The following is a 15962-nucleotide window of genomic DNA, read 5'->3' on the forward strand; positions in this document are numbered from 1 at the left end:
GAGGCCGGCGCCGCCGATACCCCAGTGGCGATACAGACGCCATAGCGCGGGGCCGGGCAGTTGGCCTTCATCGGCCAGATTTTCTTCCAACGCGGCCTTGGCCAGACGGTTGGGTAAGCGGCTGCCGTTGGGCAGAATCAGCGGGGTAAACATCGGGTACGTTCCTGTCGCAGGGTGAATGGCGCTATACTAAGTTTAAAGTTAACTTTAAGGTCAATAGGGCATGAAAATCGGAGAGTTGGCGGAGCGCGCCGGCATGGCCGCCTCGGCGATACGTTACTACGAACAGCAGGGTCTGCTGCCCAAAGCGGTGCGCGGCGTTAACGGATATCGGGTGTATAGCGAAAGCGCGCTGGAGCGGCTGCACCTGATCCAAATCGGCCAGAACCTGGGATTTTCGCTGCAGGCGATCCGCGGGGTATTGGCGCTGCAGGGCAGCGATTATGAGGATGGGTTGATACAGGGCGTCGACAGCCGGCTGGCGGAAATCGAGCGGATGATGGCGACGCTGAACGAGCAGCGTGAGACGTTGATGGCGACGCGGCGTATTCTGTTGGAATCCGGCGTGGCGGGATTATGCCGCGCAAAAAATGAAAAACAGGCCGGTGCGTGGCCGGCCTGCAAAGATTAACGGCGTTTAAAGGCGGCGCGCCCGGCATATACCGCCGCGGTGCCCAATTGCTCCTCAATGCGCATCAGCTGATTGTATTTTTCGATGCGCTCGCCGCGGCACGGCGCGCCGGTTTTCAAATGGCCGGCTCGCATCGCAACCGTCATATCGGCGATAAAGCTGTCGACGGTTTCGCCGCTGCGGTGCGAGATAAAGGCGCCCCAGCCGTTTGCCTGGCAAAGTTGCACGGCGGCGAAAGTTTCGCTCAGCGTGCCGATCTGGTTCAATTTGATCAGCGCCGCATTGGCCAACCGTTCATCAATCCCGCGCTGGATGTATTTCACGTTGGTGACGAACAGATCGTCACCGACCAGTTCCACTTGATCGCCCAGGGTGTCGCTGAGAATGCGCCAGCCGGCCCAATCGTCCTCGGCCAAACCGTCTTCAATCAGCACGATGGGAAAATCCTGCACCAGCCGCTGGTAATAGGCCGTCATCTGTTCGGCATCCAGTTCAGCGTTTTCGCTGCGCAGGCGGTATTTGCCGTTGGCATAGAATTCACTTGAGGCCGGGTCCATACAAATGGCGATATCGTCTCCCGGTTGATAACCGGCTTTCTCTATCGCCTGCACGATCAGCTCCAGCGGTTGCCGGTTCGAGGCAACCGCCGGCGCGAAACCGCCTTCGTCGCCGACGCCGACCGACAGGCCTTGTTCCAACAGGATTTGGCGCAGCGCCTGATAGACTTCACTGCCCCAGCGCACGGCCTCGCGCAGCGACGGCGCGCCCAGCGGGGCTATCATAAACTCCTGAAAGTCCGCCCCTTGCCAACGGGCGTGCACGCCGCCGTTGATGATATTCATGCAGGGCACCGGCAGCAGGTTGGCGCCGATGCCGCCCAGATAACGATACAGCGGCAGTTGCGACAATTGCGCCGCGAGGCGGGCGGCGGCCAGAGAAACGCCGAGCAGGGCGTTGGCCCCCAATCGGCTCTTGTTCTCGCTGCCGTCCAGCGCGATCAGCCGGCGGTCAATCTCCTCTTGTTGGCGCACATCCACCCCGCGCAGCGCCTCATTGATCGCCGTTTTGACGCTGTGCACCGCCTCCAGTACGCCTTTACCGCCGTAACGGCGCGGATCGCCGTCGCGGTGTTCCACCGCCTCGCGTGAACCGGTGCTGGCGCCGGAGGGAACCGAAGCCCGGGCCACGACGCCCGCCGCAGTCATTTCAACTTCGACGGTCGGGTTGCCGCGCGAATCCAGGATTTCTCTGGCGGTTACGCTTTCAATCTCATAGCTCATGGGTAGTCACCTCATTCTAGGGAGTAGGCACATGCTTTATCAGCACGTCGATCGACAAATGGTTAATGAACTCGAAGCCGAAGGAGGCAAAGACGCCGAACGGACGGTTCTGATGGCCGAGCAGCAACAGATCGACCCCTTTGCGGGCAACCAGGGCTTCGACGTCTTTGAAGCGATGGATGCTGACAATTGCGCGCACCTCCAGGGGGATTGAGCAGTCTTCCACCAGACGGCTGAGCATGGCTTTGGCGGCGATCACCTCGCTGGACTGGCGATCTTTGGTCAGCGAATCGCTGAGGTAGTCCAGCTCGGCATAGTCGGCGCTGATGTGCGCCACGGTAATGCGCGTATTCATCTGCTGATTGAGGCGTTCGGCATGACGCAACAGCAGCCGGCCGTCGCGTTCATCCTGCACCAGCAGTAAAGCATGTTGGTAGAGCGGCATGACTTATCTCCCTGCGTTAGCGATCTGGCGGGTTAACCACGGTAAAACCTCTTTTTTCCGGCTCGTCATGCCGGGCAGCGACACCTGACGAATGTCGAGCACCCGGTTCGGCGAGAAATACAGGGTGGAGCGACGGCAGGTGATATCGGTGACCAATAGCGCGGCCATCGCCAGCCCGGCTTCCTGCTTCGCGTGTTCAAGCGCCTGTTGCAGCGCGGGCAACAGCGGATCGATGTCGCTCATGGCCCGCACTTCTATCTGCGACAGCAGCAGCGAGACGCTATGGATGCGATAATTCTTGGCGTCGCGCTGCAGCAACTGCGCGGCGGATTGCCCCGAAAGATCGGTTTTGGCGGCCAGCAGCCCGGCGGTGAAGGCGTCATAGTCAACGTGAGAAATTGCGCGCAACCGCGAGACCGCCAGCCGATCCTGTTCGGTGGTGGTCGGCGCGCTCAGCGCGACGGTATCGCTCAAAATCGCGCCCAGCAGCAGCGTGGCCTGGGCGGAAGAAAGCGGCATCGGCCTTTCCGCCGCCAGGATCTGCAGGATCACGGTGGCGCAACAGCCGACGGCGCGAACCCAGACATCGGGCGGGTTGCGGGTGATTAACGTGCCCAGCCGGTGATGGTCGATAACGCCGACCACATCGCTGTCGGGCAATGAGGCCGGCCCTTGTTCGACGTCGGTAAAATCGACCAGCCAGACTTTACGGTCACGGAGATCGTCTTTCAGCAGCGGAGGCGCTTGTACGCCGGCGGCGGCCAGTATGTAGCGGGTTTCCGGCGTCAGTTCGCCAAGGCGGAAAGCGACGGCCGGTTTGCCGAGGTGATTGAGCCAGTCCGCGACCACCAGCGCGCTGCAGATGCTGTCGCTGTCGGGATTCTTATGGCCGAAAACGTACAGCGGCATTTCCCGCACGGTGAGATCAGGTTGGGGCGAAAAAGGGGTAAAACGTGGGATTTCATTCATAGCGACTCCTGACATACCTGCCTAAAAAATAAAGCGAAGTTGTATATCAGGCGTCATCATCCGGTTCGAGCGAACGCGGCGGTTGGGAAAGGTGGAACACCATCACCTTGTGAACGACTGTAGCGCAGCGCGGTGGCAAACGCAACGCCCGGCAAAGCTGGCGAGAATGCGCAATCGGATTGATACTGAGTGAGTCTATGATGGACAAGGATATTTGCCGCCAACCGACGAAAACGCTGAACGGACTCACGCCGGCTATGCCGGGGCCGTCGGTGACACATTGGGAGACAACATGCTCGAACCCTGCTTCCCCGAAAACGAAGCTGAACGCCTGTCGGTATTGAATTCGCTGAACGTGCTGGATTCAAACTCGGTGGAGAAACTGGATCGCATCACGCGGCTGGCGGCGAAATACTTCGGCGTGACCATCGCGCTGGTGTCATTGATCGACCGGGATCGTCAATGGTTTTTATCGCGTTACGGCCTGGATGCCCGGGAAACGCCGCGCAATATCTCATTTTGCGGCCATGCTATCTTGCAACGCGAAGCGCTGGTGGTGCCCGATACCGCCAACGATCCGCGCTTTTTTGATAATCCGCTGGTGATTGGCGGACCGCGGATCGGTTTCTACGTTGGGCAACCGCTGCTGTCGCTCGACGGGTTGCCGCTCGGCACCCTGTGCATTATCGACAGCCAGCCGCAGCCGTTTTCCCCGGAACAACTGGCCGACCTGCACGACTTCGCCGCCGTGGTGGAGGAGTATTTGCAGAGCATTGAACGCCACGTCTATACCGAAAACCTGAAGTCCAATCTGCAACGCTCGGAAGCCCTGTTCGAACAGACCTTCGCCCAGGCGGCGGTAGGGATGGCGCTGGTGTCGCTGCAGGGGTATTGGTTGCGGGTCAATCCGCGCATCTGCGAAATGTTGCGCTATTCCGAGCGCGAGCTGATGGATCGCACCTTTCAGGACATTACCTATCCGCTAGATCTCAACACCGATCTGGAAAAACTGCAGCAACTGCTGAGAAACGAGATCAGCACTTATTCGCTGGAGAAACGTTATTTCCGCGCCGACGGCTCGATCGTCTGGGTGCAGCTGACGGTGGCGTTAAACCGGTTGCCTAACGGCAAACCGGATCATTTCATCTCGGTTATCGTCGATATCAGCGAGCGCAAGGCGGCGGAGGCCGATCTGTTCGCTCTGCAACACGAGCTGGAACAACGCGTCGAAATCCGCACGCGGGAGCTGAATGTGGTCGTCAAGAAACTCAACGAAGAGATTGAAACCCGGGTGCTCGCCGAATATCAGCTCAGCGCGGAGAAGGAACGCCTGCGCGCCATTACCGACAATATGCCGGCGTTGATCAGCCAGATCGACGGCAATGAACGCTACCTGTTCGCCAACAGCGCCTACAAAACCTGGTTTGGCCTGGAAGAAAGCCGCCTCAGAGGAATGACGGTGCGCGATTTTATGGGGGAGAACGTTTATCAGATAGCGAAACCGATGATAGACAGGGCCCTGGCGGGGGAAATGGTGAGCTTTGAAAATGAGCTCCAGACCCAAAAGGGACTGCTGATGATCCACACCACGCTGGTGCCGTGCGAAACGCAGGGGTTTTACATTCTGTCCATGGACATTACCGAGTTGAAGCGGCTGCAGCAGCGGCTGGAATATGACGCAACCCATGACATGCTGACCGGATTGACCAATCGACGCGCGTTTCTGCGCCGGTTGTCGGGCACGCTGCAAGCCTGTTGCCATCAGCGGCAGATGGCGCTGTTGTTTATCGATCTCGACGGGTTCAAAACCCTTAACGACAGCTATGGTCATGACTTCGGCGACGCGATCCTGAAGACATTCGCCACATTGCTCAGCGCCTGCGCAGGCGAGCACCACAGCGTCTCGCGCCTGGCCGGTGACGAGTTCACGGTGATCCTGTGGCCGTTGACGGATCCGCGGCGCGAGGTCAGCGAATTTTGCGAAAACGTGTTGGCGCAACTGGCCAAAATTACGCAGATCGGGCCGCAGAAGGTACGGCTTTCCGCCAGCATCGGCGCGGCCATTTCTCCACGCGGCGATGTGACGGAGGAGATGCTGTTGACCCGCGCCGACGGCGCGATGTATCAGGCGAAATCGGCCGGAAAGGGCACTTATGCCATCTGCGAGCTGTGAGCGTGCAACGGTGGCGGTCTCAGGGTAAGCTGTTTTTTCTTTTCCTGTGAGCAGAACTCCGGATTTATTGCATGGCGTCCAATCATCAACATACAGACTGGCTCGAACTGCGGCGCGATGACGAAACGGGTATTGAGAGCGTCAACGCCCACTTTCAGGGGCATGCCTACGATCCTCACGATCATGATGAAATGCTGGTGGGCGTCACGCAGCAGGGCTTGCAGCGTTTCAATTGCCACCGCTCGCTGCACACCAGCCGGCCGGGGCGCGCCATGCTGATCGAGCCGGGCGCGGTGCACGATGGCCATGCGCCGCAGGCCGAAGGGTTTACCTATGCGATGCTTTATCTGCCGCAGCGCTGGGTCTCCGACGCGATGCAGCGCCGCGGATTGGGGGACGCTTCAGTGCTGGAAGGCGCCTTCCATAGCACGTTGACCGACGATCCGATGCTGGCGACCGCGATACAACAGGCTTTTTTTGCGTTGCATCAGAGAGAAGGCCGGCTGGCGCGCGATCAAAGCCTGGACCAACTGCTGACGCTTTTGGCGCGGCATATACGCGTCAGGCCAACGTCCCAACGCGATGACGCTTTGATTGAGATGAATCGTTTACGGGACTACTTGCACGAACACATGGCGGATAATCCCAGTCTGGAGGAACTTGCGCTTCAGTGCGGTCTGGATCGTTTCCGTCTGACTCGCCAATTCACCCGCGCTTTCGGCCAGTCGCCGCATGCTTACTTGATCCGGCTGAGGCTGCGTGCCGCGCGACTGTTACTGGCGCAGGGGGAAGAGCCGGCGCAGGTCGCCATGCAGGTAGGCTTTGCCGACCAGAGTCATTTGGGCCGCTGGTTCCGGCGCGCCTACCGTTTATCGCCGGCGGCCTATCAACGGCAGTGCACAAACGTTCTATACCGCTGACTCGCTCATCGCCGATGATGCGCTTTTAAGAGCACAACGGAGTAGAGCGAAACATGTTTGATACCAAGATAGCGTTTATCGTGCGCGACGATCTGCAAACCTGGCAGCGGCTGAACGTGGTGGCCTTTCTGGCGACGGGCATCGCTGCCGCCGCCCCGGAGATCATCGGCGAATGTTACGTGGATGCGCAAGGCAGACGCTACGGCGGCATTTCCGGGCAGCCGATGCTGATTTTCGCCGCGGATCTGCCGGGCCTGCAAAATGCGCATCGCAAAGGGCTGGAACGGGAATTGACGCTGATCCCCTATGTGCACGCCATGTTCTCGACCGGGCACGATGCAGCCAACCGGCAGGTTTTTCTCGCCGAAGACGCGGACAACCTGGATTTGGTCGGCCTGGCGCTGCGCGGGCCGAAGAAAGCGGTGGATAAGGCGATAAAAGGCCTGACGCTGCACGCCTGAGAAATACCGTTAGCGCGGTGCGCTTTTGCGGCGGGATCCAATACGGCGCTTACGCCTGGAACGTCTGCAGCCAGGTGGCGAACTTTCTCACGACCTCATCGTCCCGATCGCGCAGCAGCAGGGAATAAACGCCGGTTCGAATCGTCAACGCCGGGAAGGGCGACACCAGCCGGCCGGACGACAGATGTTTGGCGCAGAACAGGTAAGGCACGACGGCCAGTCCCAGGCCGTCTTCGGCCGCCTGAATGGCGGCGAAGGTATGGTCGAGCGTCAGCGGCGGCGGCGAGGCGTCCAGCGCCGTCGGATAGGTATTCAACCAGCTGCGCCATAAATCTTCCCGGGCGCGGATGCGAATGGCTGTATGCCCGGCCAGATTGTCTGGCGCACTGATCGGCATGGTGCGCAAATAGCTCTGGCTGCAGACCAACAGGCTGTCTTCCTGCAAAAAAGGGATCGCCTTCAGCCCTGAGAAGTGCGCGGGGTCGCGCCTGATCGCCAGATCAAACGGCATATTGCGATCGACGGCCCCAGTGGCGGCGGTGATATCAACCGCGACCTCCGGATGAATCTCGTTGAACGCCGCCAGTTTCGGCATCAGCCAGTGCATGGTGAACGTCGGCAGGCTGTGCACCACCAGCCGTTGCCGACCGGCGCTCGCTTTCAGCGCGCTTTCCGCGGCATACAGTTCGCTTATCACCCGAGATGCGGTGCGGGAAAAATTCTCGCCGGCCTGCGTCAGCCGCACGGATTTGTGTCCGCGATAAAACAGCGTGACCCCCAGCTGTGCTTCGAGACTGCGAATATGGCGGCTGACNGGTGAGAAACAGCTCATCCGCAGCGGCGCTGAAGCTGCCGAGACGGGCGGCGGCTTCGAAAGCGGACAGGTGCGGCAGGGAGTGGATTTTTTTCATAGGTTGAGTCTAGCTCAACCAAATGAGGGAGGAAAGATCGTTTGTCAGCCGTTGATTTTGCTCACTATGATGAGGCATCTCCTTCTGATTGCTGAGTTTATGATGCGGATCTTTTGGCTATCGGTCATGTGCGTTAATGGCGTTATCCTCACCCTGCGGTTGGCAGGGAGGCGGCGCTGAAATGCGAGCTTTCTTTTTGCTTTGCGTGAGCCGGGCTGGCCTCTGCCTGGGCACCATGATGTTTGCCGGCGCGCTGCCGACCATCAGAAGCGAGTGGCAGCTCGACGCCGCCTCCGCCGGTACGGTGCAGACGGTGTTCAGCCTGACCAACGCCCTGGCGTTGCTGGTGGCTTCCTGGTGGTGTGATTCGCTGGGCGCGCGTCGCGTGTATCTGCTGTTTTCCTGGCTGGGCGCCGGTGCGCTGATGCTGTTCGCCGTGTTTGCCCATTCGTATATCGGTGCGCTGGTGTTGATGGCCTTCGTCGGCCTGACGCAGGGCGGCGCCTATACGCCGGCGCTGCTGTTAGCGATGGGGATGAATGGCCCGGCCCGACGCGGTTACGCCATCGGCATGATCCTGGCGGCCAGTTCGTTGGGGTATTTTCTGTCGGTTTTCATCGCCGGTTGGAGCGCCATGCGCTGGGGCGCCGGCGTGGCGTTTTCCCTGTGCGCCGCCGGTGCGTTACTGGGGGCGCTGGCGGGTTCGTTGGCCCTGGTCGGTTATCAGGAACCGCAACCGCGCACGCTGGGAAGGAAGACGAAACGAGAAAGCTATGCTATCACCTATGCGACCCTGCTGTTGCTGATCGGGTATATCGCTCACAGCTGGGAACTGCTCGGTAACTGGGCCTGGGCGCCCAGCCTGATCAGCGAGGCGTTGAGCGGTTTCTCTCTGGATCCGCTCAGCGCAGGATTGATCGTCGCGGCGGTGATCCACCTGGCCGGCATGATCGCCACGCTGATTGTCGGCACCGTTTCCGACTATTTCAATCGTGCATCGGTGTTGATGTTTATGGGCGCCGCGGGCGCGTTGGGATCGCTGCTGATGGGGTGGTCGGCGAACTGGGGGCCAGGCTGGACGCTGCTGTTCGTCAGCATCGGCAGTTTCTTTATTCTCGGCGACTCCGGCGTGCTGTCGGCGGCGATGGCGGACAACGTGCCGCCGCAACAGCTCGGTAGCGTGATGGGCTGGCGATCGTTGCTGGGTTTCGGCATCGGTTCGTTCGCCCCGTTATCCTTTGGCGTCGTGATGGATACCACCCAGAGCTGGGGCTCGTCTTATGCCGTGTTGGCCTGCGGCGGCGGGATAGCCTGCCTGGCGGCAGGGTTGCTTTGGCGACAACACGTGAAATGAGGTTCGGACATCATTAAATGAATGGAACATCATCACGCATGGTCATCGTGGGCGCCGGGATTGTCGGCGCATCGATCGCCTATCATCTCGCGCGCCAAGGGCAGCACGTTATCGTCGTTGAGCAGGCGCATCCCGCGGCGGGAGCCACAGGCCGCTCGTTCGGCTGGATCAGCGAAGGCGTGCTTGAAGGCGCTCCCGACGCGTTTCTGCGGCGCGAGATCGTGGCTGACTGGATACGCCTGGCGCAGGAGATCCCGGATCTCTGGGTGAATTGGTCCGGCGCGCTCAGCTATGGCCAGGCGCCGGCGACGCAAAACCCCGATAATCGGCTTTTGCCCTCCGCCGAGGTGACAGTGCTGGAACCGGGGCTCAGGCAGCCCGATAGCCAAGCGTATTTTGCGGCGCGTGACGGCGCCGTCGATCCGCAAGACGTGACACAGCGGTTGCTCGAATGCGTTCGCTCGTGGGGCGGGGAGTTGCTCCTGGGGCGAACCGTCAGCGGATTTTTGCGTGAAGACGGGCAGATCATCGGCATCGTTACCGAGGAAGGCGCGATTGCCGCCGATCGGGTGGTGCTCGCCTGCGGTACGGGGATCTCGGCGCTGCTGGACGGCAGCGGATTCTCGCTGCCGATCGAGGCGTCACCGGCCATTTTGTTACGCTATCACGCGGCGGCGCAGGTGGTGAACACGCTGATTGCGGGCGACGACATCGAAGTGCGTCATGCGCAAAATGGCGATCTGCTGGCGGCGGAGGATTATCCTGCGCACGGCGATGAAAACCGCGTGGAGGGCGAAGCGCAATCGGCGATTGAAGGGCGCCTGTCAGGCGCGGCGCCCTTGCAACTGCAGGCGTGTGCGGTGGGGATGCGCCCCCGGCCGCGCGACGGTTATCCCATCGTCGGGCCGCTGGGCGCCACCTGCCTCTATGTGGCGGTGATGCATCCGGCCGTGATGTGCGCACCGACGCTTGGCCGGCTGATCGGCGACGAGCTGCTGCATGGCGTTAACCCCGCCATTCCGCACGCTTATCGCCCGGCGCGATTTATTAATGATGGGGTGTGAAGGGGGGAGATCATCGCGATCTCCGGCAGACGGCGCATTGGTCTCGTCGTTCAGGTTTTCCGACTACGGATCAGCACCGTAATGCGCTCAACCGTGCAGCGGTTTTTTGCGCCGTCGGCGAGGCTCTTATATATTTAGTAGCATGCCTGAGGCAGGTTAGGCATGAAACGGCGGCCGATCGGGCCGCTGCAAGTACGACAGTTAATCCGTTCGCCAAGAGGCTGCGAGCCTGTGCTTTCGGTAGGGACAGCCGCCAATCGTTTTTACGGCGACCGAAGGCGGAGCAGCTACTCACCGGTCACGAGGACACTTACCATGCATAAGAGAACACTGGCGTCACTGCATTACGAAAACATGCCTTACGATGGGGTACACTTTCACATTTTGAAACGGGAGACGCCTGGCCATACGGCGTTGCTGAAGCTGGATGCGGGCAGCCGACAACCGGCGCGTTTTCACCCGGGCTGGGTGAAACTGATGGTGCTGAGCGGTGAACTGAAGGTTGACGATCAGACGTTGCAACCCCATGAGATGTTGATCATTCCTGCCAATACCGCTTATACGGTACAGGCCATCACGGAAGTGATTTGTCTGGCGATTTCCGAGCTGGACGGCGCCGAGTTGGCCCGTTGATGAGATAACCACGTTGGATGGAGGAGAGCCTAGGCGCTCTCCCTATCCCTTCAGCATTAAGCCGCCCCCCAGGCCGAGCTACCTGCTGATTGATGCGTACACCTCCTGATTTATGCCACCGCGCTTTCCCTCTCCATCACTTTCGGCCGCGTCGCCCCCGCAACGAGCCGCCATCGCGCAGCGCATGCGCAACGTCATCGCCTCCGTTTTACGCAGAACGATGAAATTTTGGTGTAAATAGTGAGTTTCTTCGCATAAGGCCCCTGGTGTGGCTTGCGAGAACGTCACTATATGGAGGATCATGCGGTCCCTCTATCAAATAAAAGACATTCGCGTTATCAAAAGGGACAAACGATCATGGGATTCGAAGTCGACAACGCCGAAACGAAACGCATCGACCTCAGCAGCCACGAAAATTCCTCGTTCGAGGTGACGGGGCTGGTGAAACACTATCCGGCGGGCTTCGTCATTCCTTACCACTCGCATAAACGCTGTCATTTGCTCTATTCGCAACAGGGCATTATGGCGGTCGAGGCGAGCAGCGGGCGCTGGATCGTGCCGCCCACCACCGCGGTTTGGTTGCGGCCGGGGGTAGAACATCAGATCGTCATGCAGAGCAACATCTGCGTTTACGGGATTTTGGTCGATGAAATCACCGCCGCGCGTTTGCCGCTGCGCGACGGCGTATTACAGGTTTCACCGCTGTTGCGAGAACTGATCGCCCAGTTGGCGACGCTGGCGCCTGAAGGGGCGGAGACCAAACGCAATGCGCTGCTGAGAGCGTTGTTCCTGGAGGAACTGAGCCTGCAGCCGCAGCTGGCGCTGCATCTGCCTTGGCCGGCAGAGGCGAGAATGGCCGAAATTTGCCGGCAGTTGGTCATCACACCGGCCGACGAACGCGGTATTGAGGCCTGGGCCGATTCACTGTCGATCAGCGTAAAGACCTTTCAACGCCATTTCAGTCAACAAACCGGCATCACCTTCGGCCAGTGGAAACAACGTCTGCGGCTGCTGTCGTCCATTCCGCTGCTGCTGGCCGGCAACTCGATCATCCACGCCGCCTTCGAAAGCGGTTACGAGAGTCACAGCGCCTATTCGGTGGCGTTCAAAAAACTGTTTGGCGTTTCGCCTTCGCGCTTTACGCTATAGCCTTATGGCAGGAGCCGCTTGGAGATCGTTGTTGCTTGCACTCAAGTGAGCATCGACTGCTGAGCGAAGATACCCGCCATCGCGCCTTGCCATGTCGCCGTGGTGACTGAGGGGATGCCGGCGTTGGCAAGGTCACCGGCGGCATAGATGCCTGGCATACTGGTTTCGTGGCGCTCATCGGTCTTAAGGACGATGCCGGTTGGCGTATTGAGCGTGGCGAGGCCCAGTGCGTCATGAAAGCGTGTGGACAGCCTGGTAAGCGGATGTGCGAAGAGAATATCGACTGCGACATCGGTGCCGGTATCGATCTTGATGGTGGCAATCTGGCTCCCGTGACGTGCGATTTCGGCGATCCGGCCATCAACGAGAGGGACCTGGCGGGCCGCCAGTTCGGTCCGTATGTCGGGAGAGATGTCGTGTCCATTGCTGAAGACAGTCAACCTGTCGGTCCAGTCGTGAAACAGCCTGACCTGATTCATCGACTGCGCTCCAGACCAGACGAGGCCCCAATGCTGGTCAGCAACTTCGAAGCCATCGCAATAGGGGCATGGGATGACGGATGTGCCCCAGCCTTCAGCAAAGCCAGGAATGTCAGGCATCTGGTCAACAACGCCATAGCTCAGGATCAGGCGGCGCGCACGTAGGGTTTCACTATCGCCAGTGAGGACGGAGAAATTGTCGATAGTACCGGAGATGCTGTCCGCGCGGGCATTAACCATCTTGATGGCAGGGTAGCGCGCGAGTTGCTGCCGCGCCGCGGCCAGGATGTCGGACGGTGGTTTGTCATCGTGGCCGAGCACACCGTGTGAACGGCTAGCGAAGCGGTTGCGCTGAAGGCCGGTATCGAGAACGGTGACCGTGCGACGGGCACGGCCAAGCTGCAGGGCTGCGGCGAGACCGGCAAAGCTGCCGCCGATGATGATGACGTCATTATTCATGGTGAGATGTTCCGTTTTGTTGATTCAGTGGAGTGCCCGGGGTCGCTGTATCATCCGGCGAAAAATCTGTCAGAGCGCAAGTGTATTTAGGATTGTGACTATATTACAAATTGGTCACTCGTTGTCAACCGAGCTTCATTGGGCTAAGATGGGAAAATGACTAAACAGATGAATGAAACTCCTTCCAGGGGACCTTCCGACCACAGTGTCCGCGATCAGGTCGTTGAGGCAGCCACTGAGCATTTCGGTCACTATGGCTACGAAAAAACAACGGTTTCCGACCTCGCCAAAGCAATTGGTTTTTCAAAAGCTTATATCTATAAATTTTTCGATTCCAAGCAGGCGATTGGAGAAGTGATCTGCGCTAATCGGCTGGCGATCATAAGGGACATTGTCAACGCAGCGATTGCGGATGCGCCGACAGCCGCAGAGAAAATAAGGCGATTATTCAAGGCATTGTCAGAATCTGGCTGCGATTTGTTTTTTCATGACCGTAAGTTGCACGATATTGCGGCCGTTGCTGTGCGTGACAAATGGCCCTCAGCACAAGCTCATGAGCAGCACCTGCGGCAGCTCATTGAGCAGATCATTGTTGAAGGGCGCCAGGCAGGTGAGTTTGAAAGAAAAACGCCACTGGACGAGGCGGCGGATGCGATTTTTATGGTCATGCGTCCCTATATCAGCCCGGTTCAGCTGCAATATAATTTGGAAACCGTCCAAGCAGCGGCGGTATTGCTGCCATCACTGATCCTGAGAAGTTTGTCACCCTGATGTTGTGACCATTGACAATAATGGTCACAAGTATAAGTATGGGTTCCTGTCCTGTTCAATTCATTAAGGGAACCCATGCTCGGACTTAAACCTGTCACCTTTGCTGTCTGTCTGTTGCCGTTTGCCCTTGTGGCCTGCGGTGAGGCTTCCGATAACCGCGATCCACGCAGTCTGCCACCTCTGGTCAGGTCTGCCGCAGCGATCAATGCAACCGACTTTTCCCGTGCTTTTACGGGGGTGGTGGTTGCACGAATTCAGAGCGATCTTGGTTTCAGGGTTCAAGGCAAAATCCTGGAACGTCTCGTTGATACCGGTCAGGCCGTGAAACGTGGTCAGCCGTTAATGCGTCTGGACCCGGTTGATCTGAGCCTACAGGCTCAGGCTCAGCAGCAGGCCGTCGCCGCAGCAAAAGCGCGAGCCCGACAGACAGCGGATGATGAATCGCGTTATCGCGGTCTGGTCACCACAGGCGCTGTGTCGGCATCCGCTTACGATCAGGTTAAGGCTGCCGCAGAGACGGCCAGGGCTGACCTCAGTGCCGCCAAGGCGCAGGCGAATGTGGCGCAAAACGCCATGGGCTATGCAGTCCTGGTCGCTGACGCCGACGGAGTGGTGATGGATACGCTGGCCGAACCTGGTCAGGTAGTCAGTGCCGGACAGCCAGTTATCAGGCTGGCGAGGGCAGGACAACGCGAAGCGGTCGTCCAGTTGCCTGAGACGCTGCGCCCGGTAATTGGAAGCGTGGCACAGGCCTCTCTGTACGGCAGCGATACCCCCTCTGTTTCTGCGAAGCTACGGTTACTCTCTGATGCAGCCGATCCGCTGACGCGCACGTTTGAAGCAAGGTACGTGCTCGACGGTCCATTGTCTGGTGCCCCTTTGGGGGCCACTGTCACCATCCATATTGCGCAGAACAGAGCATCGCAGCCGTTGCTGCAGGTGCCTTTAGCGGCTGTTTTTGACGCGGGTAAAGGCCCGGGGGTCTGGAGCATTTCAGGAAATCCCGCCAGAGTGACATGGCGGTCCGTGCAGGTCGTGAGCCTCGGGGATGATGCAGCAAGCGTCACCGGCAGCCTTAAGCCTGGCGAACAGGTCGTGGCGCTGGGCGCTCATCTACTGCATGATGGTGAAACAGTCCGGCTGGCGAAGCAGAGCGATATCCGTGTCGCCGGGAGTCGTCCATGAGTCGCGGACGTTTCAATCTTTCCGCGCTCGCCGTCCGCGAGCGCTCCGTTACGCTGTTTCTTATCCTGTTGATCACCGTTGCCGGTATTCTCTCGTTCCTTGGGCTGGGGCGCGCAGAAGACCCGCCTTTTACGGTCAAGCAGATGACCATCATTTCCGCCTGGCCTGGAGCAACGGCTAAGGAAATGCAGGATCAGGTGGCCGAACCGCTGGAGAAGCGTCTCCAGGAGCTCAAGTGGTATGACCGCACAGAGACCTACACGCGTCCCGGTCTGGCTTTTACCATGCTGTCATTGCTGGACAGCACTCCCCCCGCAGAGGTCCAGGAAGAGTTCTATCAGGCACGCAAAAAACTCAGCGACGAGGCTAAAAATTTGCCGGCAGGGGTGTCTGGACCGATGGTCAACGATGAGTTTTCGGATGTCACGTTTGCGCTCTTTGCGCTGAAGGCAAAAGGAGAGCCACAGCGGCTACTGGTGCGCGATGCCGAGTCATTACGCCAGCGCTTATTACATGTTCCCGGGGTAAAAAAGGTCAATATTATCGGTGAGCAGGCCGAGCGGATATTTGTCTCATTTTCCCATGACCGTCTGGCAACCCTGGGGGTCTCTGCCCAGGATATCTTTGCAGCCCTGAACAACCAGAACGTGCTGACACCTGCGGGCTCGATAGATACTCGTGGTCCGCAGGTTTTTATCCGTCTGGATGGGGCTTTTGACACACTGGAAAAAATTCGTGAAACGCCGATTGTGGTGCAAGGGAGGACGCTGAAGCTTTCCGATGTGGCGACGGTCGAGCGTGGCTACGAAGATCCGGCGACCTTTATGGTGCGTAATCAGGGCGAACCTGCACTTCTGCTGGGTATCGTGATGCGTGAGGGCTGGAATGGTCTGGAGCTGGGTAAAGCGCTGGATAAGGAAGCCGCCAGCATCAATGCGGACATACCACTCGGCATGACATTCGTAAAAGTCACCGATCAGTCAGTTAACATCAGTTCCGCCGTAGATGAGTTCATGATCAAATTTTTCGTCGCGTTGCTGGTCGTGATGGTGGTCTGCTTTCTCAGTATGGGTTGGCG

The 15962-nt window shown here is 59.1% G+C and carries 16 protein-coding genes and 1 riboswitch; of the genes, 11 read left to right on the forward strand and 5 right to left on the reverse strand.

Annotated elements, in window-relative coordinates; all coding sequences use genetic code 11:
* Positions 1-223 precede the first annotated feature (223 nt).
* The gene (locus ADK28_RS08590) at positions 224-631 is read left to right on the forward strand and encodes a MerR family transcriptional regulator (protein WP_033640336.1); all 408 of its coding nucleotides are present in this window, start codon (positions 224-226) and stop codon (positions 629-631) included.
* On the opposite strand, the gene eno is transcribed toward ADK28_RS08590, so the two are convergent.
* From eno to ADK28_RS08605, 3 genes are read right to left on the reverse strand one after another with little or no spacing between them, the layout of a single operon-like run.
* Positions 628-1911, reverse strand: coding sequence for a phosphopyruvate hydratase (gene eno / locus ADK28_RS08595; RefSeq protein WP_048795431.1), 1284 nt, complete (start codon positions 1909-1911; stop codon positions 628-630). The two genes, ADK28_RS08590 and eno, sit on opposite strands and share 4 nt — an antisense overlap.
* Before the next feature lie 16 nt (positions 1912-1927).
* Positions 1928-2356, reverse strand: a complete 429-nt coding sequence (locus tag ADK28_RS08600) for a universal stress protein (RefSeq protein ID WP_048795432.1) — start codon at positions 2354-2356, stop codon at positions 1928-1930.
* Between the two features lie 3 nt (positions 2357-2359).
* Positions 2360-3325 (reverse strand): DHHA2 domain-containing protein, encoded by a 966-nt coding sequence (locus ADK28_RS08605; protein ID WP_082172267.1) that lies wholly within the window; start codon positions 3323-3325, stop codon positions 2360-2362.
* A gap of 40 nt (positions 3326-3365) precedes the next feature.
* Positions 3366-3441, reverse strand: a riboswitch (Fluoride riboswitch).
* Between the two features lie 176 nt (positions 3442-3617).
* Here ADK28_RS08605 and ADK28_RS08610 point away from each other — a divergent pair.
* The 3 genes from ADK28_RS08610 (at position 3618) to ADK28_RS08620 (ending at position 6879) form a co-directional block, all read left to right on the forward strand.
* Positions 3618-5498 (forward strand): diguanylate cyclase domain-containing protein, encoded by a 1881-nt coding sequence (locus tag ADK28_RS08610; RefSeq protein WP_016927733.1) that lies wholly within the window; start codon positions 3618-3620, stop codon positions 5496-5498.
* A 71-nt stretch (positions 5499-5569) separates the two neighbouring features.
* Positions 5570-6418 (forward strand): AraC family transcriptional regulator, encoded by an 849-nt coding sequence (locus ADK28_RS08615; protein WP_033640332.1) that lies wholly within the window; start codon positions 5570-5572, stop codon positions 6416-6418.
* Between the two features lie 53 nt (positions 6419-6471).
* Entirely contained in the window at positions 6472-6879 is a 408-nt protein-coding gene (locus ADK28_RS08620) for a DUF2000 family protein (protein ID WP_016927731.1), read from the forward strand.
* A 49-nt stretch (positions 6880-6928) separates the two neighbouring features.
* Here the strand turns inward: ADK28_RS08620 and ADK28_RS08625 are convergent, their stop codons facing one another.
* Positions 6929-7711, reverse strand: coding sequence for a LysR substrate-binding domain-containing protein (locus ADK28_RS08625; protein ID WP_239686228.1), 783 nt, complete (start codon positions 7709-7711; stop codon positions 6929-6931).
* A 260-nt stretch (positions 7712-7971) separates the two neighbouring features.
* Between ADK28_RS08625 and ADK28_RS08630 the strand changes: the two genes are divergently transcribed.
* The 4 genes from ADK28_RS08630 to ADK28_RS08650 all read left to right on the forward strand — a co-directional run bounded on the left by ADK28_RS08630 (position 7972) and on the right by ADK28_RS08650 (position 11990).
* Positions 7972-9144 (forward strand): MFS transporter, encoded by a 1173-nt coding sequence (locus tag ADK28_RS08630; protein WP_239686229.1) that lies wholly within the window; start codon positions 7972-7974, stop codon positions 9142-9144.
* Positions 9145-9161: 17 nt separating this feature from the next.
* Positions 9162-10208, forward strand: a complete 1047-nt coding sequence (locus ADK28_RS08635; protein WP_048795433.1) for an NAD(P)/FAD-dependent oxidoreductase — start codon at positions 9162-9164, stop codon at positions 10206-10208.
* Between the two features lie 315 nt (positions 10209-10523).
* Positions 10524-10841 (forward strand): cupin domain-containing protein, encoded by a 318-nt coding sequence (locus ADK28_RS08640; protein WP_015377878.1) that lies wholly within the window; start codon positions 10524-10526, stop codon positions 10839-10841.
* Positions 10842-11198: 357 nt separating this feature from the next.
* The gene (locus ADK28_RS08650; protein WP_033640329.1) at positions 11199-11990 is read left to right on the forward strand and encodes an AraC family transcriptional regulator; all 792 of its coding nucleotides are present in this window, start codon (positions 11199-11201) and stop codon (positions 11988-11990) included.
* Between the two features lie 41 nt (positions 11991-12031).
* Here the strand turns inward: ADK28_RS08650 and ADK28_RS08655 are convergent, their stop codons facing one another.
* Positions 12032-12928, reverse strand: a complete 897-nt coding sequence (locus ADK28_RS08655) for an NAD(P)/FAD-dependent oxidoreductase (RefSeq protein WP_048795434.1) — start codon at positions 12926-12928, stop codon at positions 12032-12034.
* Positions 12929-13084: 156 nt separating this feature from the next.
* On the opposite strand from ADK28_RS08655, the gene ADK28_RS08660 reads away from it, so the two are divergent.
* The 3 genes from ADK28_RS08660 to ADK28_RS08670 form a co-directional block, all read left to right on the forward strand.
* Complete coding sequence (locus ADK28_RS08660) at positions 13085-13699, forward strand: TetR/AcrR family transcriptional regulator (RefSeq protein ID WP_016927723.1); 615 nt, start codon at positions 13085-13087, stop codon at positions 13697-13699.
* A 75-nt stretch (positions 13700-13774) separates the two neighbouring features.
* Positions 13775-14884, forward strand: coding sequence for an efflux RND transporter periplasmic adaptor subunit (locus ADK28_RS08665; RefSeq protein ID WP_048795435.1), 1110 nt, complete (start codon positions 13775-13777; stop codon positions 14882-14884).
* On the forward strand, positions 14881-15962 hold a 1082-nt coding region (locus ADK28_RS08670; RefSeq protein ID WP_048795436.1), incomplete at its 3' end, for an efflux RND transporter permease subunit. The genes ADK28_RS08665 and ADK28_RS08670, both read left to right, overlap by 4 nt.

This window comes from Serratia sp. 506_PEND, assembly GCF_001076875.1.
Classification (GTDB): Bacteria; Pseudomonadota; Gammaproteobacteria; order Enterobacterales; family Enterobacteriaceae; genus Serratia; species Serratia marcescens.